The 25,799-nt window shown below is 58.3% G+C and carries 22 protein-coding genes and 2 tRNA genes; 3 read left to right on the top strand and 21 right to left on the bottom strand.

Annotation, left to right across the window (positions count from 1 at the left end):
* Positions 1-2: 2 nt before the first annotated feature.
* From rbfA to rlmE, 12 genes are all read right to left on the bottom strand, one after another.
* Complete coding sequence (gene rbfA / locus KGB07_RS17720; RefSeq protein ID WP_007973108.1) at positions 3-404, bottom strand: 30S ribosome-binding factor RbfA; 402 nt, start codon at positions 402-404, stop codon at positions 3-5.
* 159 nt (positions 405-563) lie between these two features.
* Entirely contained in the window at positions 564-3,089 is a 2,526-nt protein-coding gene (infB, locus tag KGB07_RS17715) for a translation initiation factor IF-2 (RefSeq protein ID WP_046038713.1), read from the bottom strand.
* Positions 3,090-3,116: 27 nt separating this feature from the next.
* A complete protein-coding gene (gene nusA, locus KGB07_RS17710; RefSeq protein ID WP_007900474.1) occupies positions 3,117-4,598 on the bottom strand; it encodes a transcription termination factor NusA in 1,482 nt (493 codons plus the stop codon).
* A gap of 59 nt (positions 4,599-4,657) precedes the next feature.
* Positions 4,658-5,116, bottom strand: coding sequence for a ribosome maturation factor RimP (gene rimP / locus KGB07_RS17705; RefSeq protein ID WP_007915250.1), 459 nt, complete (start codon positions 5,114-5,116; stop codon positions 4,658-4,660).
* Between the two features lie 138 nt (positions 5,117-5,254).
* Positions 5,255-5,331: transfer RNA gene (locus tag KGB07_RS17700), tRNA-Met, on the bottom strand.
* Positions 5,332-5,428: 97 nt separating this feature from the next.
* A tRNA-Leu gene (locus tag KGB07_RS17695) sits at positions 5,429-5,514 on the bottom strand.
* A gap of 22 nt (positions 5,515-5,536) precedes the next feature.
* A complete protein-coding gene (gene secG, locus KGB07_RS17690) occupies positions 5,537-5,920 on the bottom strand; it encodes a preprotein translocase subunit SecG (protein WP_017336473.1) in 384 nt (127 codons plus the stop codon).
* Positions 5,921-5,924: 4 nt separating this feature from the next.
* Positions 5,925-6,680, bottom strand: a complete 756-nt coding sequence (gene tpiA, locus KGB07_RS17685; protein ID WP_223466090.1) for a triose-phosphate isomerase — start codon at positions 6,678-6,680, stop codon at positions 5,925-5,927.
* Between the two features lie 66 nt (positions 6,681-6,746).
* A complete protein-coding gene (gene glmM, locus KGB07_RS17680) occupies positions 6,747-8,084 on the bottom strand; it encodes a phosphoglucosamine mutase (protein ID WP_046038709.1) in 1,338 nt (445 codons plus the stop codon).
* Between the two features lie 16 nt (positions 8,085-8,100).
* A complete protein-coding gene (folP, locus tag KGB07_RS17675) occupies positions 8,101-8,952 on the bottom strand; it encodes a dihydropteroate synthase (RefSeq protein WP_223466089.1) in 852 nt (283 codons plus the stop codon).
* Positions 8,953-8,960: 8 nt separating this feature from the next.
* Positions 8,961-10,871: an ATP-dependent zinc metalloprotease FtsH gene (ftsH, locus tag KGB07_RS17670; RefSeq protein ID WP_015093436.1), complete on the bottom strand. Its 1,911-nt coding sequence runs from the start codon at positions 10,869-10,871 to the stop codon at positions 8,961-8,963.
* Positions 10,872-11,070: 199 nt separating this feature from the next.
* A complete protein-coding gene (gene rlmE / locus KGB07_RS17665; protein WP_046038702.1) occupies positions 11,071-11,703 on the bottom strand; it encodes a 23S rRNA (uridine(2552)-2'-O)-methyltransferase RlmE in 633 nt (210 codons plus the stop codon).
* A 105-nt stretch (positions 11,704-11,808) separates the two neighbouring features.
* Here rlmE and KGB07_RS17660 point away from each other — a divergent pair, with 105 nt between their 5' ends.
* On the top strand, positions 11,809-12,117 hold the full coding sequence (locus KGB07_RS17660) for a YhbY family RNA-binding protein (RefSeq protein WP_007942889.1): 309 nt from the start codon (positions 11,809-11,811) through the stop codon (positions 12,115-12,117).
* Between the two features lie 9 nt (positions 12,118-12,126).
* Here KGB07_RS17660 and KGB07_RS17655 read toward each other — a convergent pair whose 3' ends face one another.
* The 8 genes from KGB07_RS17655 to grpE all read right to left on the bottom strand — a co-directional run bounded on the left by KGB07_RS17655 (position 12,127) and on the right by grpE (position 22,593).
* Positions 12,127-12,531, bottom strand: a complete 405-nt coding sequence (locus KGB07_RS17655) for a hypothetical protein (RefSeq protein ID WP_046038759.1) — start codon at positions 12,529-12,531, stop codon at positions 12,127-12,129.
* 28 nt (positions 12,532-12,559) lie between these two features.
* Complete coding sequence (greA, locus tag KGB07_RS17650; protein ID WP_046038757.1) at positions 12,560-13,036, bottom strand: transcription elongation factor GreA; 477 nt, start codon at positions 13,034-13,036, stop codon at positions 12,560-12,562.
* 2 nt (positions 13,037-13,038) lie between these two features.
* On the bottom strand, positions 13,039-16,260 hold the full coding sequence (gene carB / locus KGB07_RS17645; RefSeq protein ID WP_046038699.1) for a carbamoyl-phosphate synthase large subunit: 3,222 nt from the start codon (positions 16,258-16,260) through the stop codon (positions 13,039-13,041).
* A gap of 117 nt (positions 16,261-16,377) precedes the next feature.
* Entirely contained in the window at positions 16,378-17,514 is a 1,137-nt protein-coding gene (gene carA, locus KGB07_RS17640) for a glutamine-hydrolyzing carbamoyl-phosphate synthase small subunit (RefSeq protein WP_046038697.1), read from the bottom strand.
* A gap of 259 nt (positions 17,515-17,773) precedes the next feature.
* A complete protein-coding gene (gene dapB / locus KGB07_RS17635) occupies positions 17,774-18,577 on the bottom strand; it encodes a 4-hydroxy-tetrahydrodipicolinate reductase (RefSeq protein WP_046038695.1) in 804 nt (267 codons plus the stop codon).
* A gap of 10 nt (positions 18,578-18,587) precedes the next feature.
* A complete protein-coding gene (gene dnaJ, locus KGB07_RS17630; RefSeq protein WP_046038694.1) occupies positions 18,588-19,712 on the bottom strand; it encodes a molecular chaperone DnaJ in 1,125 nt (374 codons plus the stop codon).
* A gap of 295 nt (positions 19,713-20,007) precedes the next feature.
* On the bottom strand, positions 20,008-21,924 hold the full coding sequence (gene dnaK / locus KGB07_RS17625; protein WP_046038693.1) for a molecular chaperone DnaK: 1,917 nt from the start codon (positions 21,922-21,924) through the stop codon (positions 20,008-20,010).
* Positions 21,925-22,026: 102 nt separating this feature from the next.
* Positions 22,027-22,593: a nucleotide exchange factor GrpE gene (gene grpE / locus KGB07_RS17620; RefSeq protein ID WP_046038692.1), complete on the bottom strand. Its 567-nt coding sequence runs from the start codon at positions 22,591-22,593 to the stop codon at positions 22,027-22,029.
* 240 nt (positions 22,594-22,833) lie between these two features.
* Between grpE and recN the strand changes: the two genes are divergently transcribed.
* A complete protein-coding gene (recN, locus tag KGB07_RS17615) occupies positions 22,834-24,507 on the top strand; it encodes a DNA repair protein RecN (RefSeq protein ID WP_008047468.1) in 1,674 nt (557 codons plus the stop codon).
* An 84-nt stretch (positions 24,508-24,591) separates the two neighbouring features.
* Here the strand turns inward: recN and fur are convergent, their stop codons facing one another.
* The gene (gene fur, locus KGB07_RS17610; RefSeq protein WP_003197684.1) at positions 24,592-24,996 is read right to left on the bottom strand and encodes a ferric iron uptake transcriptional regulator; all 405 of its coding nucleotides are present in this window, start codon (positions 24,994-24,996) and stop codon (positions 24,592-24,594) included.
* 97 nt (positions 24,997-25,093) lie between these two features.
* Here fur and KGB07_RS17605 point away from each other — a divergent pair, with 97 nt between their 5' ends.
* Positions 25,094-25,621 carry an outer membrane protein assembly factor BamE gene (locus tag KGB07_RS17605; RefSeq protein ID WP_046038691.1) on the top strand — a complete coding sequence of 176 codons (528 nt, stop codon included), beginning with the start codon at positions 25,094-25,096 and terminating at the stop codon, positions 25,619-25,621.
* Positions 25,622-25,799 lie beyond the last annotated feature (178 nt).

Genomic DNA, 25,799 nt, shown 5'->3' with positions numbered 1-25,799 from the left:
GATTACTCCTTGGTGTCTTCGGCTTCTGCCGCAACCGGATGCTGATTGTCTTCAGCCACTGCGCGCTCGATCAATGCCGACAGATGCGCACCACGCACGACGCTTTCGTCGTAGTGGAAGTGCAGCTGTGGAACGCTGCGCAGCTTCATCTCGCGAGCCAGCTGCATGCGCAGGAAACCGGCGGCGGAGTTGAGCACCTTGATGCTTTGTGCGATTTCTTCGGCGCTGTCCTGCCCCATCACGGTGATGAAGATCTTGGCGTGACCGACGTCACGGCTGACTTCAACAGCGGTAATGGTGACCAGGCCGACGCGCGGGTCTTTGACTTCACGACGGATCAGCTGTGCCAGCTCACGCTGCATCTGATCGCCGATACGTTGGGTACGGCTATATTCTTTTGCCATGTCTTGTTACCTGTTACTGCCCCAAGGTGAAACCCGTGAGGTCTGAAAGCGGCAAACGCCCGGCCTGACAAAAGCCAGACCGGGCGTTGCGTTTAGAGTCCTGACGCCGTGCCGCGCACTTGCATGCGGCGGCTCGCCGTGGCCCTTGAAGTGCGCGAGTTAGAGGCTGCGAGCAACCTGGACCTTCTCGTAGACTTCGATCTTGTCGCCAGCTTTGACGTCGTTGTAGCTCTTGACGCCGATACCGCATTCCATGCCGGCACGTACTTCGGAAGCGTCATCCTTGAAGCGGCGCAGGGATTCCAGCTCGCCTTCGAAGATAACGATGTCTTCACGCAGTACACGGATTGGACGGTTACGGTGAACAACACCTTCGATAACCATGCAACCGGCGATCGCGCCAAACTTCGGCGAACGGAACACGTCACGCACTTCAGCGGTACCCAGGATGTTCTCGCGAACATCGCTGCCCAGCATACCGGTGAGGGCTTTCTTGACGTCTTCGATGATGTCGTAGATCACGTTGTAGTAACGCATATCCAGACCTTCCTGCTCGACGATCTTGCGAGCGCCAGCATCGGCACGCACGTTGAAGCCGAACAGTACAGCATTGGAGGCCAGCGCCAGGTTAGCGTCGGACTCGGTGATACCACCGACGCCGCCACCAACAACACGCACTTGCACTTCGTCGTTACCCAGGCCGTTCAAGGCACCGTTCAACGCTTCCAGCGAACCACGGACGTCGGATTTGAGGACGATGTTGAGCGTCTTCTTCTCTTCCTGACCCATGTTCTCGAAGATGTTTTCAAGCTTGCCAGCGTGAGCACGGGCCAGTTTGACTTCGCGGAACTTGCCTTGACGGAACAGAGCCACTTCACGGGCTTTCTTCTCGTCAGCAACTACGCTCATCTCGTCGCCAGCGTCCGGGGTACCGTCCAGGCCGAGAATCTCGACAGGGATGGAAGGACCAGCTTCTTTGATTGGCTTGCCGTTCTCGTCGAGCATGGCGCGAACGCGGCCATAGTTCGAACCGACCAGCACCATGTCGCCTTGGCGCAGGGTACCGTCTTGAACCAGAACGGTAGCAACCGGGCCACGACCTTTGTCGAGACGCGATTCAACCACGACGCCACGGCCAGGAGCCGAAGGAGTCGCTTTCAGTTCCAGAACTTCAGCTTGCAGCAGAACAGCTTCGAGCAACTCGTCCACGCCAGTACCGACTTTCGCCGAAACCGATACGAACGGGGTGTCGCCGCCCCACTCTTCCGAAGTCACGCCGTGAACCGACAGTTCGCTACGGATGCGATCGAGATCAGCGCCCGGCTTGTCGATTTTGTTCACTGCAACAACCAACGGAACACCGGCAGCCTTTGCGTGCTGGACAGCTTCAATGGTCTGCGGCATCACGCCGTCGTCCGCTGCAACGACCAGGATCACGATGTCAGTCGCCTTGGCACCACGAGCACGCATTGCGGTAAACGCAGCGTGACCCGGGGTATCGAGGAAAGTGACCATGCCGCGATCAGTTTCAACGTGGTACGCACCGATGTGCTGGGTGATACCGCCGGCTTCGCCTGCAGCTACCTTGGCACGACGGATATAGTCGAGCAGCGAGGTCTTACCGTGGTCAACGTGGCCCATTACGGTCACGACTGGTGCACGGGAGAACGCTTCACCTTCAAACTTCAGGGACTCGGCCAGGGAATCTTCCAGGGCAGTGTCGCTGACCAGGGTCACTTTGTGGCCCAGCTCTTCGGCAACCAGTTGGGCAGTTTCCTGATCCAGTACCTGGTTGATGGTCGCTGGAGTACCCAGTTTGAACATGAACTTGATGATTTCAGCAGCCTTGACCGACATCTGCTGGGCGAGATCGCCAACAGTGATGGTCTCGCCGATCTTCACTTCGCGCACGACAGGGCCGGTTGGGCTCTGGAAACCGTGGGCGTTGCGTTTCTTCAGCTTGGCCTTGCCGCGACCACCACGACGGAAGCCGTCGCTTTCTTCGTCGGTAGTACGTGGGGCAACGCGTGGAGCAGGCGCTTTCTCTTTGACCGAAGCACGATGCGGAGCGTTTTTGCGCTCGCCATCGCTGCTACCGCGACGACTATTATCGTCGGCACGTGGCTTGTCCGGACGGCGCTGTTCGTCACGCTTGCGGGTATCGGCCGCAGGAGCCGGAGCGGCTGCCACAACCGGTGCGCTTTCGCGAACTGGCTCGGCCACCGCAGCAGGCGCTGCAACAGGTTCGGCTTGAGCGTTCGGCGCAGCAGCAGGCTGGCGACGCGCTTCTTCTTCGGCGCGACGCTTGGCTTCTTCTTCAGCCTTCTGACGGGCAGCATTTTCTACTGCGCGACGTTCATCCAGTTCACGCTTGCGCTCGGCTTCGATTTCTTCCGGGCTGCGTTGTACGAAGACTTTCTTCTTGCGTACTTCAACGCTGATGCTCTTGCTGCCAGCAACACGCAGGGTGCTGGTGGTTTTACGCTGCAGCGTAATCTTGCGTGGTTCTTCCACTTTCGCCTTGTGGCTGCTTTTCAAGTGAGTCAGCAACGATTGCTTCTCACTGTCAGTCACATGTTCTTCGGCGGCGGTGTGCGGCAGACCTGCCTCACGCATCTGCTGCAACAGGCGCTCTACCGGTGTTTTGACCTCATCGGCCAGTTGTTTCACCGTGACTTGCGTCATGCACTTCTCTCCTCAGGCCGCGCCTAATTACTCGAACCAGTGGGCTCGGGCGGCCATGATCAACTTGCCGGCACGATCATCGTCAATGCCGTCGATGTCGAGCAGGTCGTCAATAGACTGCTCGGCCAGGTCTTCGCGGGTAATTACGCCGCGCACCGCCAGTTCCATCGCCAAATCCTTGTCCATACCCTCAAGCGAGAGCAGGTCTTCGGCCGGATGGGCGTCTGCCAGCTTTTCCTCAGTAGCGATGGCTTTGGTCAACAAACGATCCTTGGCGCGAGCGCGAAGCTCGTTGACGGTTTCTTCGTCAAAGCCGTCGATGTTGAGCATTTCTTCCAACGGTACGTAGGCAATCTCTTCCAGGCTGGTAAAGCCTTCATCTACCAGCACCTGCGCCAGGTCTTCGTCGACTTCCAGCTCGTCGATGAAGTTGCGCAGGATGTCGCCGGTTTCTGCTTGCTGCTTAGCCTGGATGTCCGATTCGGTCATCACGTTCAGGGTCCAGCCAGTCAACTGGCTAGCCAGACGCACGTTCTGACCACCCCGACCAATGGCCTGAGCCAGATTGTCTGCGCCAACGGCGATGTCCATTGCATGGGCATCTTCGTCAACGATAATTGCCGCCACTTCAGCCGGCGACATTGCATTGATCACGAACTGAGCCGGGTTGTCGTCCCACAGGACGATGTCCACACGCTCACCGCCCAACTCACCCGACACTGCCTGGACGCGCGAACCGCGCATACCGATGCAAGCGCCTTGCGGGTCGATGCGTTTGTCCTTGGAGCGGACCGCGATCTTGGCGCGCGAACCCGGGTCACGGGATGCTGCCATTACTTCGATCAGGCCTTCAGCGATTTCCGGCACTTCGATGCGGAACAACTCGATCAGCATTTCCGGCGCGGTACGCGACAGGATCAACTGCGGGCCGCGGTTCTCGGTGCGGATTTCCTTGAGCAGCGCACGCAGACGCACGCCAACCCGGAAAGTTTCGCGAGAAATGATGTCTTCACGGGCCAGCAACGCTTCAGCGTTGTTGCCCAGATCAACGATCACGTTGTCGCGGGTGACTTTTTTCACGGTGCCGGAGATGATTTCACCCAGGCGCTCGCGATAAGCGTCAACAACCTGAGCGCGCTCGGCTTCGCGAACTTTCTGCACAATGACTTGCTTGGCAGTCTGTGCAGCGATGCGGCCGAACTCGATGGACTCGATCTTCTCTTCTACGACGTCACCGACCTTGGCGCCAGGATGCGTTTCGGCAACCTTGCTCGGCCAGGTTTCGATGGCCGGATCGTCCAGGTCTGCTTCTTCGACGACCGTCCAGCGACGGAATGTCTCGTATGCACCCGTGTGGCGGTTGATTTCCACACGCAGATCAACTTCGTCTTCGAAACGCTTTTTGGTAGCAGTGGCCAGGGCCAGCTCCAGCGCTTCAAAAATCACGTTTGCCGGTACGCCCTTTTCATTGGATACCGACTCAACAACCAGCAGTACTTCTTTGCTCATCGTACGCCTCGCCTTTCGCAAGCCATTGGATCCGCGGGATCCGCAGTATCTGGCACGCCTCAGTCAAAACTGGGAATAATGTTGGCCTTGTCGATCATATCGATCGGCAACAGGAACTCATGGTCATCTACCTGCACCACGACATCCTGCTCTTCTACGCCGCGCAGAAGGCCCTGAAAGTTGCGTCGTCCTTCAAAAGGCGAGCGCAGCTTGATCTTCACTTGTTCACCGGCAAATTTTGCAAACTGCTCAAGAGTGAACAGAGGGCGTTCCATGCCAGGCGAGGAAACTTCAAGGGTGTACTCAACGGAGATTGGATCTTCAACATCCAGCACACCGCTGATCTGACGGCTGACGATGGCGCAATCGTCCACCAGCACGCCGCCTTCTTTATCGATATAAACGCGCAACATCGAGTGACGACCCTGAGCCGAAAACTCGATACCCCAGCATTCATAGCCTAGGGCCACGACCACCGGGGCCAGCAAGGCCTGCAACTCTTCTAGCTTGCTCGACACCTGAACCCCCTAGTGCATGTATGTGCATGCTATGCAAAATAAAAAAATGGGCGAAACGCCCATCCTTGAAACGCCGTCGAACAGCGGCGTTGAAAGTGTCCAGCTAACAAAAAGCCCCTTAAAAGGGGCTCCTTAAACTGGTTGCGGGGGCCGGATTTGAACCGACGACCTTCGGGTTATGAGCCCGACGAGCTACCAGACTGCTCCACCCCGCGACAAAGCTGGGGCGGAAGTATACGACCGATCCCCTACAGGGTCAATGTAACCTTCCACCTGCAAGAAAGCCCGCAACAGCGGGCTCTCCTGACTAATTGGTACCGAGAAGGGGACTCGAACCCCTACACCCTATGGGCACAACCACCTCAAGGTTGCGTGTCTACCAATTCCACCACCTCGGCAATACTACGTTTGAAACCCTTCTTACTTCTGCTCTTGAGCTGGAGGCACGTCAGTCGCTGGAGTAGCCGACTTTTGCTCTTGAAGCACCGGGACATCATCAGAAGCCGGTTGTTGCTTTGGAACTTCCAGTACCGCTGGATTTGGGAGACCTACTTGAGTCAGCTGGTGAGCCTTCTCTTTAGCAAAGTAACCTAACCCCAAGCTGGTTATGAAAAAACCTGCGGCAAGTATAGCAGTAAACTTACTAAGAAAGGTAGAGGAACCTTGGCTTCCGAACACAGTATTTGAAGCACCTGCTCCGAAAGACGCGCCAGCATCCGCACCTTTACCCTGCTGCAGCAAAACCAGAGCTACTACGCCCAATGCACCCAGCAGATGAAAAACGACTACGACTGTTTCCAGCATTTTTTCAGTTTCCCGCGGCGCGACAGATCGCACCGAACTCATCTGCATTCAGGGAAGCCCCACCAATGAGGCCCCCATCGATATCCGGCATGCCGAACAGTTCGACCGCATTGGCCGCCTTCACGCTGCCGCCGTATAGAAGCCGCACACCTTGCGCGACTTCAGAATTCTCTGCCGCCAACTGGGCGCGAATGGCTGCATGCACATCCTGCGCCTGTTGTGGCGTTGCAGTCAGCCCGGTGCCAATGGCCCAGACCGGCTCGTAAGCGATCACTGCCTTGGCAAAGGCACCGACACCCAGCTCCTCAATGATACTGCCCAGCTGACACGAGACAACCTCAAGAGTCTTTCCGGCTTCACGCTGCTCCAGGGTTTCCCCTATGCACAACACCGGAATCAAGCCACATGCCTGTGCCGCTGCGAACTTGCGGATCAGCACTGCGTCCTGCTCGCCCATGATCTGGCGGCGCTCGGAGTGCCCGACAAGCACCAGGGAACAACCCGCATCCACCAACTGACTCGGTGCAACTTCACCGGTCAACGCACCTTGCCCGGATTCCACCGCAGAATTCTGCGCGCCGACCGAAATCGACTTTCCTTCCAGGCCATCAATCACTTGATTGATATGCAGGAAAGGCGGGAATACCGCGACATCAACACTGCTCGGCAAGGCCAAGTCACGAAGGCCGTTGATCAGCTCAGCGACGCTGGCGCGGGTACCGTGCATCTTCCAGTTACCAGCTACCATAGGGCGACGCATGCTGTACCTCGTCGGTCAAAGTGGGCGCAGATGTTACCCAACACAATCATGGCTGGCAAGCCGAATTCAGGCAGAAACTTCAGTAACCAGTTTTGCCAGCTCTTCGGCATAGCCACGAACCTGCGTTTCGTCTTCGCCTTCGACCATCACACGCACCAGCGGTTCGGTTCCGGACTTGCGCAAAAGCACACGCCCCCGACCCGCCATGGCCTTGGTCACACGCTCGCTGGCTTCCTTGACCGACGGATGATCGAGTGGGCTTGCGCCGCCACCGAATCGCACATTGATCAGTACCTGAGGGCACTTGCGCAGCGCCTGTCGGGTTAGCGCCAGGCTTTCATCCCGGCGCTTCAGCGCGATCAGCACCTGCAGCGCGGCAATAATTGCGTCACCGGTGGTGGTGTGACTGAAGCACACCACGTGCCCCGAATTTTCCCCGCCCACAATCCAGTTGCGCTCAAGCAGTTCGGCGATCACATAGCGATCACCGACATTGGCGCGCACGAATGGAATGCCCAGGTCGGCCAGGGCCAGCTCCAGCCCCAGGTTACTCATCAGAGTGCCGACCACACCACCTTGCAACTTGTCACGCTCATGCAGGTCACGCGCAATGATGAACAGCAACTCATCACCATCAACTACCGCCCCCGTGTGATCGACCATCTGCACGCGATCGCCATCGCCATCGAAGGCAATGCCCAGGTCCGCCTTTTCAGCCAGGACGGCAGCCTGCAGTTGCCCCATATGGGTCGAACCGCAGTTTTCGTTGATGTTCAGACCATTGGGCTGCGCGGAGAGAACCACGACCTCGGCACCCAACTCGCGGAACACGCTCGGCGCCACTTTGTAGGTGGCCCCATGAGCACAGTCGACCACGATCTTCAGCCCCGTGAAACTGGTGCCGGTGCGTACGCTGCTCTTGCAGAATTCGATGTAACGGCCGGAGGCGTCGTTGATTCGCGACACCTTGCCGATCTTGCTCGACTCAACCACGGTCATTGGCGTATCGAGCAACTCTTCGATCATATGCTCGACTTCATCCGGCAGCTTGGTGCCATTGCCGGAGAAGAACTTGATGCCATTGTCATCATGCGGATTGTGCGACGCACTGATGACGATGCCAGCCTCGGCATGAAAAGTACGCGTCAAATAGGCGATAGCCGGAGTCGGCATCGGTCCCAGCAGCATTACATCGGCACCTGCCGACGTCAGCCCTGCTTCAAGCGCAGACTCGAACATGTAGCCGGAGATCCGGGTGTCCTTACCTACCAGTACCTTGCAGGCGCCCATCTTGCGGAATGCCATACCTGCAGCCCAGCCGAGCTTGAGCATGAAGTCAGGAGTAATCGGGTATTCACCGACACGCCCACGAATACCATCGGTGCCAAAATATTTTTTGCTCATAAGTGCTCCATCATTCTTATTCGGCTGATTCCACTGCGGCGATCATCCGCACCACATCCACTGTTTCGGCTACATCATGGACGCGCAATATACGCGCACCTTTCGCCGAAGCCAGCGCCGCGAGCGCCAAACCACCATACAGACGATCTCCCACCGGACGATTCAACGCCTGACCAATCATGCTCTTTCGCGAAACCCCGACCAACAGGGGTCGCCCCAAGGCATGCAGGGCTTCCATATGTTTGAACAAACTCAGATTGTGCTGCAAGGTTTTGGCGAAGCCAAAGCCGGGGTCAAGAATGATCCGCTCAGCCGCAATTCCCGCCAATGAACACTGATGCATGCGCTCGGAGAGAAACTCACCGACCTCCCTGGTGACATCCTGATACTGCGGATTGTCCTGCATATCGCCCGGCTCGCCCAGCATATGCATCAGGCAGACCGGCAGCCCGGTGGCCGCTGCAGCATCCAGGGCTCCATCGCGACGCAACGAACGCACGTCATTGATCAGCCCGGCACCCAATCGCGCTGCTTCTCGCATGACGGCTGGCGTTGAGGTGTCGACCGATATGATCACATCCAGCTCGCGGCTGATGCGCTCGACGATGGGCGCTACGCGCTCCAGCTCTTCCAGTGGCGATACGACCCTGGCACCAGGGCGGGTGGACTCTCCACCGACATCGATCAGCGTAGCGCCGGCCGCCACCATGGCTTCGGCGTGGCGCATGGCCGCGTCGAGCTGGCTGTATTGGCCACCATCGGAGAAAGAATCAGGAGTGACATTGAGAATACCCATGACATGCGTCTGGGCCAAATCAAGAACCCGGTTGCCGCAAGGCAACCGGGTCGAGGACTGAACAGAAGTCATTTCAAACCTTATACGTCAGCAGCAGGACCACCGATCGGTGTTTCCGGACGCTCATCCTGCACCACCGGAGGGGTGCCGGAAGTACCCGTGCCACCCGACCAGTCGCGTGGCTCGCGAGGCGTACGACCCGCCATGATGTCGTCGATCTGCTCGGCATCGATCGTTTCGTACTTCATCAAGGCATCGGCCATCGCGTCAAGCTTGTCACGGTTATCCGTGAGAATCTGCTTCGCCGTGCCGTAGCACTGATCGATGATGCTGCGCACTTCGGAGTCGATCAACTTGGCTGTTTCGCCAGAGAAACTTGCACTCTGACCGCCACCGCCGCGACCGAGGAACACTTCGCCCTCTTCTTCGGCATACATCAACGGGCCGAGTTTCTCCGAGAGCCCCCACTTGGTCACCATGTTCCGCGCAATCTGGCTGGCGCGCATGATGTCGTTGGAAGCACCGGTGGTCACGCCATCGAAGCCCAAGGTCATTTCTTCAGCGATACGACCGCCGTACAGCGAACAGATCTGGCTGATCAACGCACGCTTGGACAGGCTGTAACGATCTTCTTCCGGCAGGAACATGGTCACACCCAGCGCACGGCCGCGCGGGATGATCGACACTTTGTACACCGGATCATGCTCAGGCACGACACGCCCCACGATGGCGTGGCCTGCTTCGTGATAAGCCGTGTTCTGCTTTTCTTTCTCGGACATGACCATGGATTTGCGCTCGGCGCCCATCATGATCTTGTCTTTCGCCAGTTCGAACTCTTTCATCTCGACGATGCGCTTGCCGGCACGGGCGGCGAACAAGGACGCCTCGTTCACCAGGTTCGCCAGGTCAGCACCGGAGAAGCCTGGAGTACCACGGGCGATCACGGCCGGAGCAACGTCGTCGCCCATCGGCACTTTGCGCATGTGAACCTTGAGAATCTGTTCGCGACCACGGATGTCCGGCAGACCGACCACAACCTGGCGGTCGAAACGGCCCGGACGCAGCAACGCAGGGTCCAGTACGTCAGGACGGTTGGTCGCAGCAATCACGATGATGCCGTCATTCATTTCGAAGCCGTCCATCTCAACCAGCAACTGGTTGAGCGTCTGCTCGCGCTCGTCGTGACCACCACCCATGCCGGCGCCACGATGGCGACCGACCGCATCGATTTCGTCGATGAAGATGATGCATGGAGCGTGTTTTTTGGCCTGTTCGAACATATCGCGAACACGGCTGGCACCGACACCGACGAACATTTCGACGAAGTCGGAACCGGAAATGGTGAAAAACGGCACTTTGGCTTCGCCGGCGATGGCCTTGGCCAGCAAGGTCTTACCGGTACCCGGAGGACCGACCATCAGCACACCGCGAGGAATGCGGCCACCCAGGCGCTGGAACTTGCCTGGGTCGCGCAGGAACTCGACCAGCTCGCCGACTTCTTCCTTGGCTTCGTCGCAACCGGCAACGTCAGCCAGGGTCGTTTTCACCTGATCTTCCGAGAGCAGGCGCGCCTTGCTTTTACCGAAGCTCATCGGCCCGCCCTTGCCACCGGCACCGCCCTGCATCTGCCGCATGAAGAACATGAACACGGCGATGATCACGAGGATAGGGAAGCTGGCAACCAGAAGCTGAGTCCAGATGGATTGCTGTTCAGGCTGCTTGCCTTCGACCACGACGTGGTTATCCACCAGGTCGCCGATCAGGCCGTTGTCCTGGATCGCCGGGCGAATGGTCTTGAAGCTGTCGCCATCGTTGCGTTTGCCGGTAATCACGTAGCCATCAACCGCCACGCGCTCGACCTTGCCATCCTTGACCTGCTGGATGAAGTCGGAATAGTTGAGGGTCTGCGGCTCGTTAGGGCTGGAGAAGTTGTTCATCACCGTCACCAGGACAGCCGCGATGATCAACCACAGGATCAGATTCTTTGCCATATCGTTCAATTAACTACCCTCTGAAGCAAGCTCCGCTACTGACGCGCGCTTCGCATGATATTCACCGGCCTAACTTACTACATTACCTACAACTTGGCAGGCGCCGTCTGTAACCCTTTGTGAAACACTTCCTACACAATATTCGCTAATTCTGACAAGGCGTAATACAAAAAACCTATCACCCTGATCGAAAATTCACTCAACCTTCACTGCGTCCGCGGAAACCGCGACCCAGCAGGTACTGCTCGCGAGAACGGTCGCGCGACGAGGTCGGCTTGCGCATCTGCACCTTCTCGAACTGCTGGCGAACGCTCTTGTGGAACTCATCGAAGCCTTCGCCCTGGAAGATCTTGATCAAAAAATCACCACCGGGCTTGAGCACCCGGGTCGAAAGATCCAGTGCCAATTCGCACAGGAACATCGCTCGCGGCATGTCTACGGCCGGTAATCCACTCATATTGGGGGCCATATCGGAAATCACAAGGTCTACTTCCTTTTTTCCGACGGCCTCGAGGATCTGGGCCAGCACGGCATCCTCGGTAAAGTCCCCCTGAATGAAGGTCACGTCCGGAATGCTGTCCATTTCCAGAATGTCAGAAGCGATCAGTGTTCCCTGCCCGCCAATCAGACGACTGGTCACCTGGGACCACCCACCGGGGGCCGCACCAAGGTCGATTACGCTCATGCCCGGACGAATCAGACGATCCTTTTCCTGGATCTCCAGCAGCTTGTAGCTGGCGCGGGAACGGTACCCGTCTTTTTGTGCCATTTTGACGAATGGGTCGTTGAAATGTTCTTTCAGCCAGTTAAGGCTTGTCTTGGAACGGGCCACGGGCCACCTCGAAAATAAAACGGGTCGTGATTAACTGGGCGGTCCCGGACTCGCTCGGGTAAACTGGCCGCCGCTTTTTACAAGATCAGACGCAGGGGTCAGATTATGCCGCTCACTCAAGAGCAGAAGAAACAGTACAAATCCATTGGCCACCATCTGAAACCAGTTTTGATTGTGGCTGACAACGGTTTGACTGAAGGTGTGTTAGCCGAACTCGAACGCGCATTGGCGGATCACGAGCTGATTAAAATCAAGCTCAACATCCTCGATCGCGAATCGCGCCTGGCGTCCATTGCAGAGCTCTGCAAGGTCGGCAAAGCGGATCTGGTCCAGGTCATCGGCAAGATGGCACTGATCTACCGCAAGAACTTCAGCGTCAACAAGCAGCTGTCGAACGTCCATCGCTTCAAGTGATGGCAAGGGTCAAGGGTGTGCTTCGCGCACCCTGCCACTCCATCCCGGCACCGGCTGCAACACCAGCACCAGCCCGGAAAAGCCCAGAACAAGATAGCTGAACGCCTGCCAACGATCGGCATTCGGCCAGCCGAAACGCACCGCGAAGTACATCGCGCACGCACACAGCGCCATCAATAGCAGCTGCCCGCGAATATCTCGCCATAGACTGGCAAGGCCATCGGCCTTAACCAGCACCAAAGCCTGAAATATCACACACGCCGTAGCGAATCCCACTACCAGCGTATTGAGCATGCCTGCGATTTCATCGATCAGCAGCGGCGCCAGGCCAATTCGTCCCAGCACCGGCAACAGACCGATTTGCAACAGCCACAAGCCGCCGACCCATAACATCTGGGTCAGCTGCCAAAGCATGGCGCCCGCACGAAACGGGCGCCAGCCTTCAGACGTGGCGAACTTCGACAATCTCGTACTCGATAACGCCGCCAGGCGTTTTCACGGCGACCACATCACCCTCTTCCTTGGCAATCAAGGCGCGGGCCAGTGGCGAACCGACAGAGATTTTGCCCAGTTTGAAGTCAGCCTCATCCTCACCCACGATGTGATAGGTGACGCGCTCGTCAGTTTCGACGTTGGCGATTTCAACAGTGGTGCCGAAAATCACTTTGCCAGTATGAGGAATGGTCGTGACATCAATGATGACCTGATTCTGAATCCGGCCCTCGATGTCACGAATGCGCGCCTCGACCATACCCTGCTGCTCACGGGCAGCGTGGTATTCGGCGTTTTCCTTCAAGTCACCCAACTCGCGGGCCGTACCGATGTCCTGGCTGAGCTTCGGACGAACGACCTTGGTCAGGTGAGTGTGCTCTTCTTCCAGGGCGCGAGCGCCCTGAACGGTCATTGGGTACTTCGTTATGCTCATGCCTTTAATCCTGCGTGTAGATCCTGCAAGCGACGCACAGTCTTCTCGGGACCGAACTTCAGCGCTTCACAGATGGCTTCGCCAGCAGCAATGGTGGTGGTGCAGTAAATCTTGTGCTGCAGGGCATTACGACGAATGGAGTACGAATCAGCGATCGACTGACGACCTTCGGTGGTGTTGATGATCAGCGTGACTTCGTCATTCTTGATCATGTCGACCACGTGCGGACGACCCTCGGTCACCTTGTTCACACGGCGCACTTTCAGGCCTGCAGCCTCGATCAGCTTGGCAGTACCGGCAGTGGCAACCACTTCGAAGCCCAAGTTGATCAGATCACGGGCCACGCCCGCAACCAGTGGCTTGTCGTCGTCACGAACGCTGATGAACGCAGTACCACCGGTCGGCAATACTTCGCTGGCACCCATCTGGGCCTTGGCGAACGCTTCACCGAAGGTGTCGCCTACGCCCATCACTTCACCGGTGGACTTCATCTCTGGGCCGAGGATCGGGTCAACGCCAGGGAATTTGGCGAACGGGAACACCGCCTCTTTCACGCTGTAGAAGTTCGGGATGATTTCCTTGGTGAAGCCGATTTCCTTCAAGGTCTTACCGGCCATGACGCGAGCAGCGATCATTGCCAGGGAAACACCGATGCACTTGGACACGAACGGCACAGTACGGGAAGCGCGCGGGTTGACTTCGATAACGTAGATGTCGTCGCCTTGCAGCGCCAACTGAACGTTCATCAGGCCGACCACGCCGAGCTCCAGGGCCATTTTCTTGACCTGGTCACGCATCTCGTCCTGGATGTGCGCAGGCAGCGAGTACGGCGGCAGCGAGCACGCGGAGTCACCGGAGTGAACACCAGCCTGCTCGATGTGCTGCATGATCGCGCCGATTACCACGTCCTTGCCGTCGCAGACCGCATCCACGTCCATTTCGATGGCGCAGTTGAGGAAGTGGTCCAGCAGCACAGGGCTGTCGTTGGACACTTGAACCGCTTCACGCAGGTAGCGCTTGAGTTCTTCTTCTTCGTAGACGATTTCCATCGCACGACCGCCCAGTACGTAGGACGGACGGACCACCAGCGGGTAACCGATCTTGCTGGCGGCACGAATCGCTTCGTCTTCGCTGCGCACGGTGGCGTTTGGCGGCTGACGCAGGTTCAGTCGCTGGACCATCTGCTGGAAGCGCTCACGGTCTTCGGCACGGTCGATGGCGTCAGGGCTGGTGCCGATGATCGGCACGCCGGCGGCTTCCAGGGCACGAGCCAGTTTCAGCGGGGTCTGGCCGCCGTACTGGACGATCACGCCTTTTGGCTTCTCGACGCGGACGATTTCCAGCACGTCTTCCAGGGTCACTGGTTCGAAGTACAGGCGATCGGAAGTGTCATAGTCGGTGGAAACGGTTTCCGGGTTGCAGTTGACCATGATGGTCTCGTAGCCATCATCGCGCAGGGCCAGCGCCGCGTGTACGCAGCAGTAGTCGAACTCGATGCCCTGGCCGATACGGTTAGGACCGCCACCCAGGATCATGATCTTGTCGCGACCCGATGGCGCCGCTTCGCACTCTTCCTCGTACGTCGAGTAGAGGTAGGCAGTATCGGTGGCGAACTCGGCAGCGCAGGTGTCGACGCGCTTGTAGACCGGGAAAATTTCCAGCTTGTGGCGGTGAGCACGCAGGCTCTTCTCGGTCACACCCAGCAATTTGGCCAGGCGCATATCGGAGAAGCCTTTGCGCTTGAGGCGGAACATCAGATCGCGGTCGATGCTGGTCAGACCCAGGGTCTTGACCTTCTCTTCTTCCTTGATCAGGTCTTCCATCTGCACCAGGAACCAAGGGTCGATCATGGTCATGCCGAAGATGTCTTCGACGGTCATGCCGGCGCGCATTGCGTCCGCCACGTACCAGATACGCTCGGCGCCCGGCACGGTCAGCTCGCGCTTGAGAACGCTCATGCTTTCCGGGTTGGCCAGATCAACCTTCTCGTCCAGACCGCAAACGCCAACTTCCAGACCGCGCAGGGCTTTCTGCAGGGATTCCTGGAAGGTACGGCCGATGGCCATGACTTCACCCACCGACTTCATCTGAGTGGTCAGGCGTGCGTCAGCCTTGGGGAACTTCTCGAACGCGAAGCGTGGCAGCTTGGTGACGACGTAGTCGATGGACGGTTCGAAGGACGCCGGGGTCTTGCCGCCGGTGATGTCGTTCGACAGTTCGTCGAGGGTGTAACCCACAGCCAGCTTGGCCGCGACCTTGGCGATCGGGAAACCGGTGGCTTTCGAAGCCAGTGCCGAGGAACGGGATACACGCGGGTTCATCTCGATCACGACCATGCGGCCGGTGTTCGGGCAGATACCGAACTGAACGTTGGAACCGCCGGTTTCCACGCCGATCTCACGCAATACCGCCAGGGAGGCGTTACGCAGGATCTGGTATTCCTTGTCGGTCAGGGTCTGTGCAGGAGCCACGGTGATCGAGTCACCGGTGTGCACGCCCATCGGGTCGAAGTTTTCGATGGAGCAGACGATGATGCAGTTGTCCTTCTTATCGCGGACAACCTCCATTTCGTATTCTTTCCAGCCGATCAGCGATTCGTCGATCAGCAGCTCTTTGGTCGGCGACAGGTCCAGACCACGGGCGCAGATTTCTTCGAACTCTTCACGGTTGTAAGCGATACCGCCACCGGTGCCGCCCATGGTGAAGGACGGGCGGATGATGCACGGGAAGCCGAGCTTCTCGAGGACCGCATTGGCCTCTTCCATGCTATGGGCGATACCGGAGCGCGGGCACGCCAGGCCGATGGACTTCATCGCCTTGTCGAAACGCGAACGGTCTTCAGCCTTGTCGATGGTGTCGGCGTTGGCACCGATCATCTCTACGCCGAACTTCTCCAGAACGCCTTCGCGCTCCAGGTCCAGGGCGCAGTTCAGAGCGGTTTGGCCACCCATGGTCGGCAGCAGCGCGTCCGGACGCTCTTTCTCGATGATCTTGGCAACGGTCTGCCACTTGATCGGCTCGATGTAGGTGGCGTCGGCCATGGCCGGGTCGGTCATGATGGTGGCCGGGTTGGAGTTCACCAGGATGACGCGGTAACCCTCTTCGCGCAGGGCTTTGCAGGCCTGGGCACCGGAGTAGTCGAATTCGCAGGCCTGGCCGATCACGATCGGGCCAGCACCGAGAATCAGGATGCTTTTAATGTCTGTACGTTTTGGCATGGGTTTGTCACTCAAATCCGCAGGTCAGTCGGCAAGCCGTCTTGTTCAATCTCTGAAGCCTTGAGGGGGCCACCGGTGTGGGGCCACCCTCAAGCTTTGCTACATCAGGGCGAGCGATCAGCGTCGCTTGGCCATCTCGGTGATGAAGCGATCGAACAATGGCGCTACGTCGTTCGGGCCAGGGCTGGCTTCCGGGTGACCCTGGAAGCTGAAGGCGCTCTTGTCGGTACGCTCGATACCTTGCAGGGTGCCATCGAACAGCGATTTGTGGATCGCGCGAACGTTGGCCGGCAGGGTCGCTTCGTCTACGGCAAAACCGTGGTTCTGGCTGGTGATCATCACCACGCCGCTGTCCAGGTCCTGGACGGGGTGGTTGGCACCGTGGTGGCCGTGACCCATTTTCAGGGTCTTGGCGCCGGAGGCCAGGGCCAGCAGTTGGTGACCGAGGCAGATACCGAAGACCGGGATCTCGGTTTCCAGCACGTCCTTGATCGCCTGGATCGCGTAGTCGCAAGGCTCCGGATCACCAGGGCCGTTGGACAGGAACACGCCGTCCGGCTTCAGTGCCAGCACATCGGCAGCAGGGGTTTGCGCAGGCACGACGGTCACGCGGCAACCGCGCTCGACCAGCATGCGCAGGATGTTCACCTTGACGCCGTAGTCGTAGGCAACCACGTGGTACGGCAGCTCGGAGGCTTCGATGGTTGCATGGCTGTCGGTTTTCAGATCCCAGACAGTCGAGCGCCACTCGTAGCTTTCCTTGGTGCTGACGACTTTCGCCAGGTCCATGCCCTTCAGACCAGGGAAACCCTGGGCGGCGGCGATGGCGGCGGCCTCGGAAATGTTGTCACCGGCCATGATGCAGCCGTTCTGCGCGCCTTTTTCACGCAGGATGCGCGTCAGGCGGCGGGTGTCGATACCGGCGATGGCCACAACATTGTTGGCCTTCAGGTAGTCGGACAGGGACATCGTGTTGCGCCAGTTGCTCGCCACCAGTGGCAGGTCACGGATGACCAGGCCGGCAGACCAGACGCGGTTGGACTCGGCGTCTTCCGGCGTGGTGCCGGTGTTGCCGATGTGCGGGTAAGTCAGGGTAACGATCTGTTGGGCGTAGGAAGGATCGGTAAGGATTTCCTGATAGCCGGTCATTGCGGTGTTGAACACCACCTCACCAACGGTTTGACCGTCGGCTCCAATGGCTTCGCCGCGAAAAATGCTGCCATCAGCAAGGGCGAGTATGGCTGGCTTAGTCAAGAAGACCTCCCGTAAATAAAGCCTGAAAGGGCGATCGCAGGTTGTAAAAAAGCGGAGTGACGTATGGACACGTCACCCCGCTTCTTCACTGAATTATTCTGCGCGCTTTTAGTGGACACACTAAAGCTGTAGCTTACAGAAAAAGGCATTTTTGGTCTACCGCCAATGAGCCTTAAAGGCTGGAGAATGCGACAGGTCGTCGCTTGGCGGAACAAAACCGGGCTCAAACGCTGTGCGCGAGCCCGATTTCGGGTGCATCTTAACGCAGATCGAGCACGTCTTGCATGTCGTAAAGGCCAGGCTCGCGCCCGTCCAGCCACAAAGCAGCACGTACCGCGCCCTTGGCGAAGGTCATGCGACTGGACGCCTTGTGAGTGATCTCGACACGCTCGCCGTCGGCGGCGAACAGCACAGTGTGATCACCAACGATGTCGCCAGCGCGCACAGTGGCAAAACCAATGGTCTCGCGATCACGAGCGCCGGTCTGACCCTCACGACCATACACCGCCACCTTTTTCAGATCGCGACCCAACGCATCGGCAATCACCTCACCCATGCGCATGGCAGTGCCGGACGGCGCATCGACTTTATGCCGATGGTGAGCTTCGGTGATTTCGATATCGACATCGTCACCCAATACGCGAGCGGCTGTGTCGAGCAACTTCAGGCACAGGTTGACCCCGACACTGAAGTTGGCCGCGAAGACAATCGGAATGTCCTTGCCCGCCTCCGCCAGCAACTGCTTTTCTTCAACGCTGAAACCGGTGGTACCGATGATCATGGCCTTGCCGTGCTTACGACAGAAAGCCAGGTTCTTCAAGGTCACCGTCGGGTGCGTGAAGTCGATCAGCACGTCGAACTCGTCGACCACCCGATCCAGATCACCGGACAGAGGTACGCCGATTCGACCCAGCGCAGCCAGCTCGCCGGCATCCGCACCGACCAGCGTGCTGTCGGGACGATCCACCGCCGCCGTCAGACCGGCGCCCGGGGTTTGCTGCACCGCTTCAATCAGGGTCTTGCCCATGCGCCCGGCGGCGCCCATCACTGCAATACGTCGCATGCCTGTCTCCTTACAAATCGCCGAAGAAGCGCTTCACGCCTTCGAACCAACCAGTGGTTTTCGGTGAATGGCTGTTGTCGTCCGCCAACGAACTACGGAATTCCTCGAGCATTTCACGCTGGCGACGACTCAGATTGACCGGAGTCTCGACCGCTACGCGGCACATCAGGTCACCGGCTCCGCCGCCGCGCACAGGCGCAACGCCCTTGCCGCGAACACGGAACTGCTTGCCGGTCTGAGTCCCCTCAGGGATCTTCAGCTTGACCCGGCCATCAAGGGTCGGAATCTCCAGCTCGCCACCCAGCGCCGCATCGACGAAGCTGATCGGCACTTCGCAGAACAGGTGCTTGCCATCGCGCTGGAAAATCGAGTGCTCGCGCACATTGATCACCACGTACAGGTCACCCGTCGGACCACCGTGAGCGCCCGCCTCGCCCTCGCCGGACAGACGAATGCGGTCACCGGTATCGACACCGGCCGGCACTTTCACCGACAGGGTCTTGTACTCTTCGACACGACCTTCGCCGTGGCAGGAATCGCACGGATCGGAAATGATCTTGCCTTGGCCATGGCAGCGCGGGCAGGTCTGCTGCACCGAGAAGAAACCTTGCTGCATGCGCACCTGGCCGATACCGCCGCAAGTCGGGCAGGTCACCGGCGACGAACCTTTCTTGGCGCCGGAACCATCACACGGCTTGCAGTTGACCAGCGTCGGAACGCGGATGTTCACGGTCGTACCGCGCACCGCCTCTTCGAGGTCCAGCTCCAGGGTGTAACGCAAGTCACTGCCGCGCTGAGCGCCGCCACGGGAACCGCCGCGACCGCCACCGAAGAAGTCACTGAAGACATCGCCAAAGATGTCGGAGAAGTTCTGACCACCGAAACCGGCACCGCCGCCACCCATGCTCGGGTCAACACCGGCATGACCGTACTGATCGTATGCCGCGCGTTTGCCGGAATCGGACAGCACTTCGTAGGCCTCGTTGGCCTCTTTGAACATGTCTTCCGACGCTTTGTCATCGGGATTACGGTCCGGGTGATGCTTCATTGCCAGGCGACGGTAGGCCTTTTTCAGGTCCGCTTCGCTTGAGCCACGCTCAACACCCAATACTTCGTAATAGTCACGTTTTGCCATAAGTCTTTGCACTCTTGAGGACGTCCGACAAAACCCTCCTGAGTTTGCCGAACTCGTTGAGCCCCAATACAGGCCCGGACCCAACTCACGTCAATTCAACGATCCTGGTCTTTGATTCTTGCGGTACTTGCGGCGCGAAAAGCAGGAGCATTTCCGGCCATACCACCAGCACGCGAACGCTGTCGCATGCTGTAAAAATTCGCGTATTCCAGATACGCCAACGCGGGAGCAAGCTCCCGCGCGGCGACATCCTACCAGTCACCGCCTTAAGGCAGTCAACCGGCCGACCAACAACTTACTTGTGGTCTTTGACTTCTTCGAACTCGGCGTCGACAACGTCGTCAGCCTTTTCCGCCTTGTCGTCGTGCGGTGCAGCGCCTTCAGCAGGCTGAGCCTGTTCGGCGTACATCTTCTGCGCCACTGGAGCGGAGACTTTCGACAGCTCTTCAACCTTGGCGTCGATAGCAGCCTTGTCGTCGCCTTTAACGGCGGCTTCCAGGGCAACTACGGCAGCTTCGATTGCAGTTTTCTCTTCAGCGGTCACTTTATCGCCGGCATCGGTAACCATTTTGCGCGTCGAATGAACCAGTGCATCGCCCTGGTTACGGGCAGCAGCCAGCTCTTCGAACTTGCGGTCTTCCTCGGCATTCGCCTCGGCATCACGCACCATGCGCTCGATTTCTTCGTCGGACAGACCGGAGTTGGCCTTGATCACGATCGACTGAGTCTTGCCGGTAGCCTTGTCCTTCGCACCTACGTGCAGGATGCCGTTGGCATCGATGTCGAAGGTCACTTCAATCTGCGGCACACCACGTGGAGCTGGTGGAATGTCGGCCAGGTCGAACTTGCCCAGGGACTTGTTCTGTGCGGCTTGCTTACGCTCGCCTTGCAGCACGTGAATGGTCACGGCGCCCTGATTGTCGTCGGCGGTCGAGAACACTTGCGATTTCTTGGTAGGAATCGTGGTGTTTTTCTCGATCAGCGCGGTCATCACGCCACCCATGGTTTCGATACCCAGGGTCAGCGGGCTGACGTCGAGCAGCAGAACGTCTTTCACGTCACCGGCCAGTACCGCGCCCTGGATGGCAGCACCCATGGCAACAGCTTCGTCCGGGTTGACGTCTTTACGAGCTTCTTTACCGAAGAACTCGGTTACCAGCTTCTGAACCAGTGGCATACGGGTCTGACCGCCCACCAGGATCACGTCGTTGATCGCGCCAACTTCGATACCGGCATCTTTCATTGCGATGCGGCAAGGTTCGATGGTGCGCTGAACCAGGTCTTCCACCAGCGCTTCGAGCTTGGCGCGGGAGATCTTCACGTTCAGGTGCTTAGGACCGGTGGCGTCTGCAGTGATGTACGGCAGGTTCACGTCGGTCGACTGGCTCGAGGACAGTTCGATCTTGGCTTTTTCAGCGGCTTCTTTCAGGCGCTGCATGGCCAGCGGGTCGCCCTTGAGGTTCATGCCGCTTTCTTTCTTGAATTCGTCGACGAGGTAGTCGATCAGACGAATGTCAAAGTCTTCACCGCCCAGGAACGTGTCACCGTTGGTAGCCAGTACTTCGAACTGGTGCTCGCCATCGACTTCAGCGATCTCGATCACGGAAACGTCGAAAGTACCACCACCCAGGTCGTAAACGATCACGGTGTGATCGCCCTTGGCCTTGTCCATGCCGTAAGCCAGAGCGGCTGCGGTTGGTTCGTTGATGATACGTTTTACGTCCAGGCCAGCGATGCGGCCGGCGTCTTTGGTCGCCTGACGCTGACTGTCGTTGAAGTAGGCCGGAACGGTGATCACCGCTTCAGTCACGGTCTCGCCGAGGTAGTCTTCGGCGGTCTTCTTCATTTTCTTCAGGATTTCAGCCGAGATTTGTGGCGGCGCCATTTTCTGGCCGTTCACTTCAACCCAGGCGTCGCTGTTGTCAGCCTTGACGATCTTGTAAGGGACCATCTGGATGTCTTTCTGCACGACTTCTTCGTCGAAACGACGACCGATCAGACGCTTCACCGCATACAGGGTGTTGTGCGGATTGGTCACGGCCTGACGCTTGGCCGACTGGCCAACCAGGATTTCGCCATCGTTGGCGTAAGCGATGATCGACGGCGTGGTACGCGCGCCTTCAGCGTTTTCAATAACTTTTGCCTTGCCGTTTTCCAGCACGGAGACGCAGGAGTTGGTAGTCCCCAGGTCGATACCGATAATTTTGCCCATGTTCACTCTCCCGAAACTTTGGATTTGGTTGCCGCAGCAGTGGTGGCTAACTGCGGTAGCACTTAAACGCTTGACTTATAAATGGGGGCCTTGCGGCGGATTTCAAGCCTGCTCATCAATCGAAGGCGAAACCGGCGCAGGCGCCTTGCTGACCACGACCATCGCCGGGCGCAGCAGGCGACCATTGAGCTGATAGCCCTTCTGGAACACCTTCAGAACACTGTTCGGCTCGACATCGGCGCTTTCCTGCATGGCCATTGCCTGATGGTGAACGGCGTTGAACGGTTCGCCATGGGGATCGATCGCTTCAAGCTGATAACGCTTGAGGGTGTCCTGGAACATTTTCAGGGTCAGTTCGATGCCTTCGCGCATCGGACGGATGCTTTCGTCATCCGGGCTGGACAATTCCAGGCCACGCTCCAGGCTGTCGACGATCGGCAGCAGGTCGCTGGCGAATTTTTCCAGCGCGAACTTGTGAGCCTTCTCCACATCCTGCTCGGCGCGACGGCGGACGTTCTGCAGATCGGCGGCTACACGCAAAGCCTGATCCTGAGCGCCTGCCAGTTGCTCTTCGAGCACTTGTACACGAGCCGCCAGGTCATCACCCGAAGCCTCGGGCGCCTGGTTGGCGTCTGGGTTTTGCGTATCCACTGTCTGTTCGTCAGCCATAGATTTCTCCTTTCAATTTCGTCCGCGAGCTCAACTCGCGCTTCTGCCCAGCTATATGGGGCCGCAAAATCCGGCTTCAAGGGGGTCCGACGATTAACCCTACAAAAAACAACTGCTTTGTCATTCGCGGTCGCGATAAGGCTTTCGTCGGACCGAGCGAATCGAGCTAACGAGGGGCATTGTCAGCCAGAAACAAAACACTGTATAAATAACCAGACCTAACACCTGGGAGCGGCCCATATGCTGGTGCACCTGTCCGTACACAACTACGCCATCGTTGAACATCTCGATCTCGAACTCGATCGCGGGATGAGCGTGATCACCGGGGAAACCGGCGCGGGCAAGTCGATCATGCTCGACGCGCTGGGCCTTACCCTGGGCGATCGCGCCGACAGCGGCGTGGTCCGCCCCGGCGCCGACAAGGCCGATATCCTGGCCACCTTCGATCTGGTCGACATTCCGGAAGCCAGCGCCTGGCTGGCCGAGCGCGACCTCGAAAACGACGGCCCGTGCATCCTGCGCCGGGTCATCACATCCGAAGGACGTTCGCGCGGCTACATCAACGGCACGCCCTGCCCGCTTGGCGATCTCAAGGCGCTGGGCGAGCTGCTGATCGACATTCACAGCCAGCACGAGCACCAATCCCTGCTCAAGACCGACACCCACCGTCGCCTGCTCGATGAGTATGCCGGCGCAACCGACCTTGCCCGCCAGGTTCAACTCGCCGCCCAGCGCTGGCGCCAGACCCGCCAGGAACTTGAGCGGCTCTCCAACTCCGGCGATGAGCAACGCGCCCGCCATCAGTTGCTCAGCTATCAACTTGAGGAGCTGGAAAACCTTGGCCTTGGCGACAACGAACTGGAGCAGCTTGAGCAGGAACACAAGAACCTGACCAACGCCGAGACCTTGCTCGGCATCTGCCGGCAAGTCGTCGAGCAATGCAGTGAAAGTGATTCCGGAAATGTACTGAACGCCCTCACCGCCAGCCTCAATCGCCTGTCGAGCGTGAACAGCTCGATCGGTGCGCTGGGCGAAGCCAGCAGCTTGTTGACCAGTGCACAGATCCAGGTTGAAGAGGCTGTTGGCGAACTGAATCGCTTCCTCGACAACTTCGACGCCGATCCGTCCCGCCTTCAATACCTCGAAGAGCGCCTCGACGCGATCTACACCCTGGCGCGCAAACACCGCATCCAGCCGACCGAAGTCGCCGAGATGCAGCAGAAACTGCTGGATGAAATCGAAACCCTCAACGCCAACGACGAATCCATCGAGCGGCTGAGTGATGAGCTGTCTTCATACGCTCGCCATTATCAGGAAAAGGCTCGGGAACTGAGCGACCTGCGTCATCAAGCCTCGAGCAGCCTGGCCAGCGCAGTGGAACAGGAAATCCAGCGCCTGGGCATGCCTGGCGGGCGCTTCACCATCGAACTGCGTCCAAACAGCAGCGACGAACTGCTGCCTAACGGACTTGAACAAGTTGAGCTGCTGGTCAGCGCCAACCCGGGACAACCATTAAAAGCCTTGGCAAAAGTCGCATCCGGTGGCGAGCTGTCACGGATCAGCCTGGCGATCCAGGTGATCACCGCACAGACCTCCCGTGTCCCGACCCTGGTGTTCGACGAAGTCGATGTCGGCATTGGCGGCCCGACCGCGGAAATCGTCGGCCAGTTGCTGCGCAGGCTCGGCGAGCGCGGACAGGTACTGACAGTGACCCACTTGCCGCAGGTGGCGGCGCAAGGTCATCAACATCTATTTGTGCATAAAGTGCGCGGCGAAGATGCCACCCGCACGGCCGTTTCCAAACTGAGCAAAAACGACCGCGTCGAAGAAGTCGCACGAATGCTGGGCGGCATCGATCTCACCAAGGAATCCCTGGCGCATGCCAAAAAAATGGTGGTGGCCGCAAAAGCTTGAATTGAATAAATAAAGGCAGAAAGCACGAAGGCGACCCTGGGGTCGCCTTCGTTCGTTTCGCGAACCTGAGTTCGCGCGACATGCTTACTTTTTCTTGCGCACGTACAGCACCAGATTGTGATCAACCATCTCGAAGCCATACTTGTCGACGATTGCTTTCTGAAGCCGCTCGATTTCTTCGTCGAAGAATTCGATCACTTCGCTGGTTTCGACGTTGACCATATGGTCGTGATGCTTTCCGTCGTCCAGCTCGAAGACCGCATGGCCTCCGTCGAAGTTGTGCCGCACCACAAGGCCAGCTGCCTCGAACTGGGTCAGAACACGGTAAACCGTGGCCAGACCGACGTCCTCACCAGCCTCCATAAGGGCCTTGTAGACATCCTCGGCACTCATGTGGCGCTGCTCGGCGGAGTCGAGCATTTGCAGAATTTTGACCCGTGGCAGGGTCACTTTGAGGCCGGCTTTGCGTAGTTCGCTATTTTCAACCATGGTCAGCTTTCTCGCGATGCTGCTTCGCAGCTTCTCTTAATGCGGGTATGATCGGCGTTTACGTTGTCCCAGCCAAGATAGTGGAAGTCGCCCACCGATGCAAAACACCAAGCTCTTGCTAACCAGTTTCACCTTTGTGGGACTGCTCGCACTCGCCGGTTGTTCATTCCCCGGGGTTTACAAAATCGACATCCAGCAGGGCAATGTCGTCACGCAGGACATGATAGACCAGTTACGCCCGGGAATGACCCGTAAGCAAGTACGGTTTATCATGGGCAACCCTCTGCTGACTGACACGTTCCATGCCGATCGCTGGGATTATCTGTACAGCCTGCAACCGGGTGGCGGTGAACGCCAACAGGAACGCATCAGCGTTATCTTCAACCCAAATGATCAGCTTGTCAGCCTCTCCGGTGATTTCATGCCAGGCGTGAGCCGTGACGAAGCCATTCTCGGCAAGGACAGCGGCACGACAGTGCCTGCCCCGGCAGAGAACGTCGAGAAGCCAAAACCGGAAAAGCCGGTCAAGCCAGGTTCGTTGCTGGATCAGATCCAGAAGGACGTCGACGGTGTAGAAACCGTTCCGGTCCCGACGCCGCAACCACTGGATACCTCGCCGCAATAATTTGCGACGCAATAAAAAGCCCGGCATGCCCTAATGCCAGTCAGTTAAGCTGACTGGCATTTTTATTTCTGATCGGATACTTCGGTGATTTGAGCCGGATGGCGCGAGGATAAATACGCTCCTCTCGCCGATGAGGCAGGACATAGTGCGGGGCTGAGGCATGAAGCTCGGCCAGGTA

It is taken from the genome of Pseudomonas sp. GL-RE-26, from assembly GCF_019956275.1.
Classification (GTDB): domain Bacteria; phylum Pseudomonadota; class Gammaproteobacteria; order Pseudomonadales; family Pseudomonadaceae; genus Aquipseudomonas; species Aquipseudomonas grandcourensis.
This window is presented reverse-complemented; position numbering and strand designations above follow the sequence as displayed.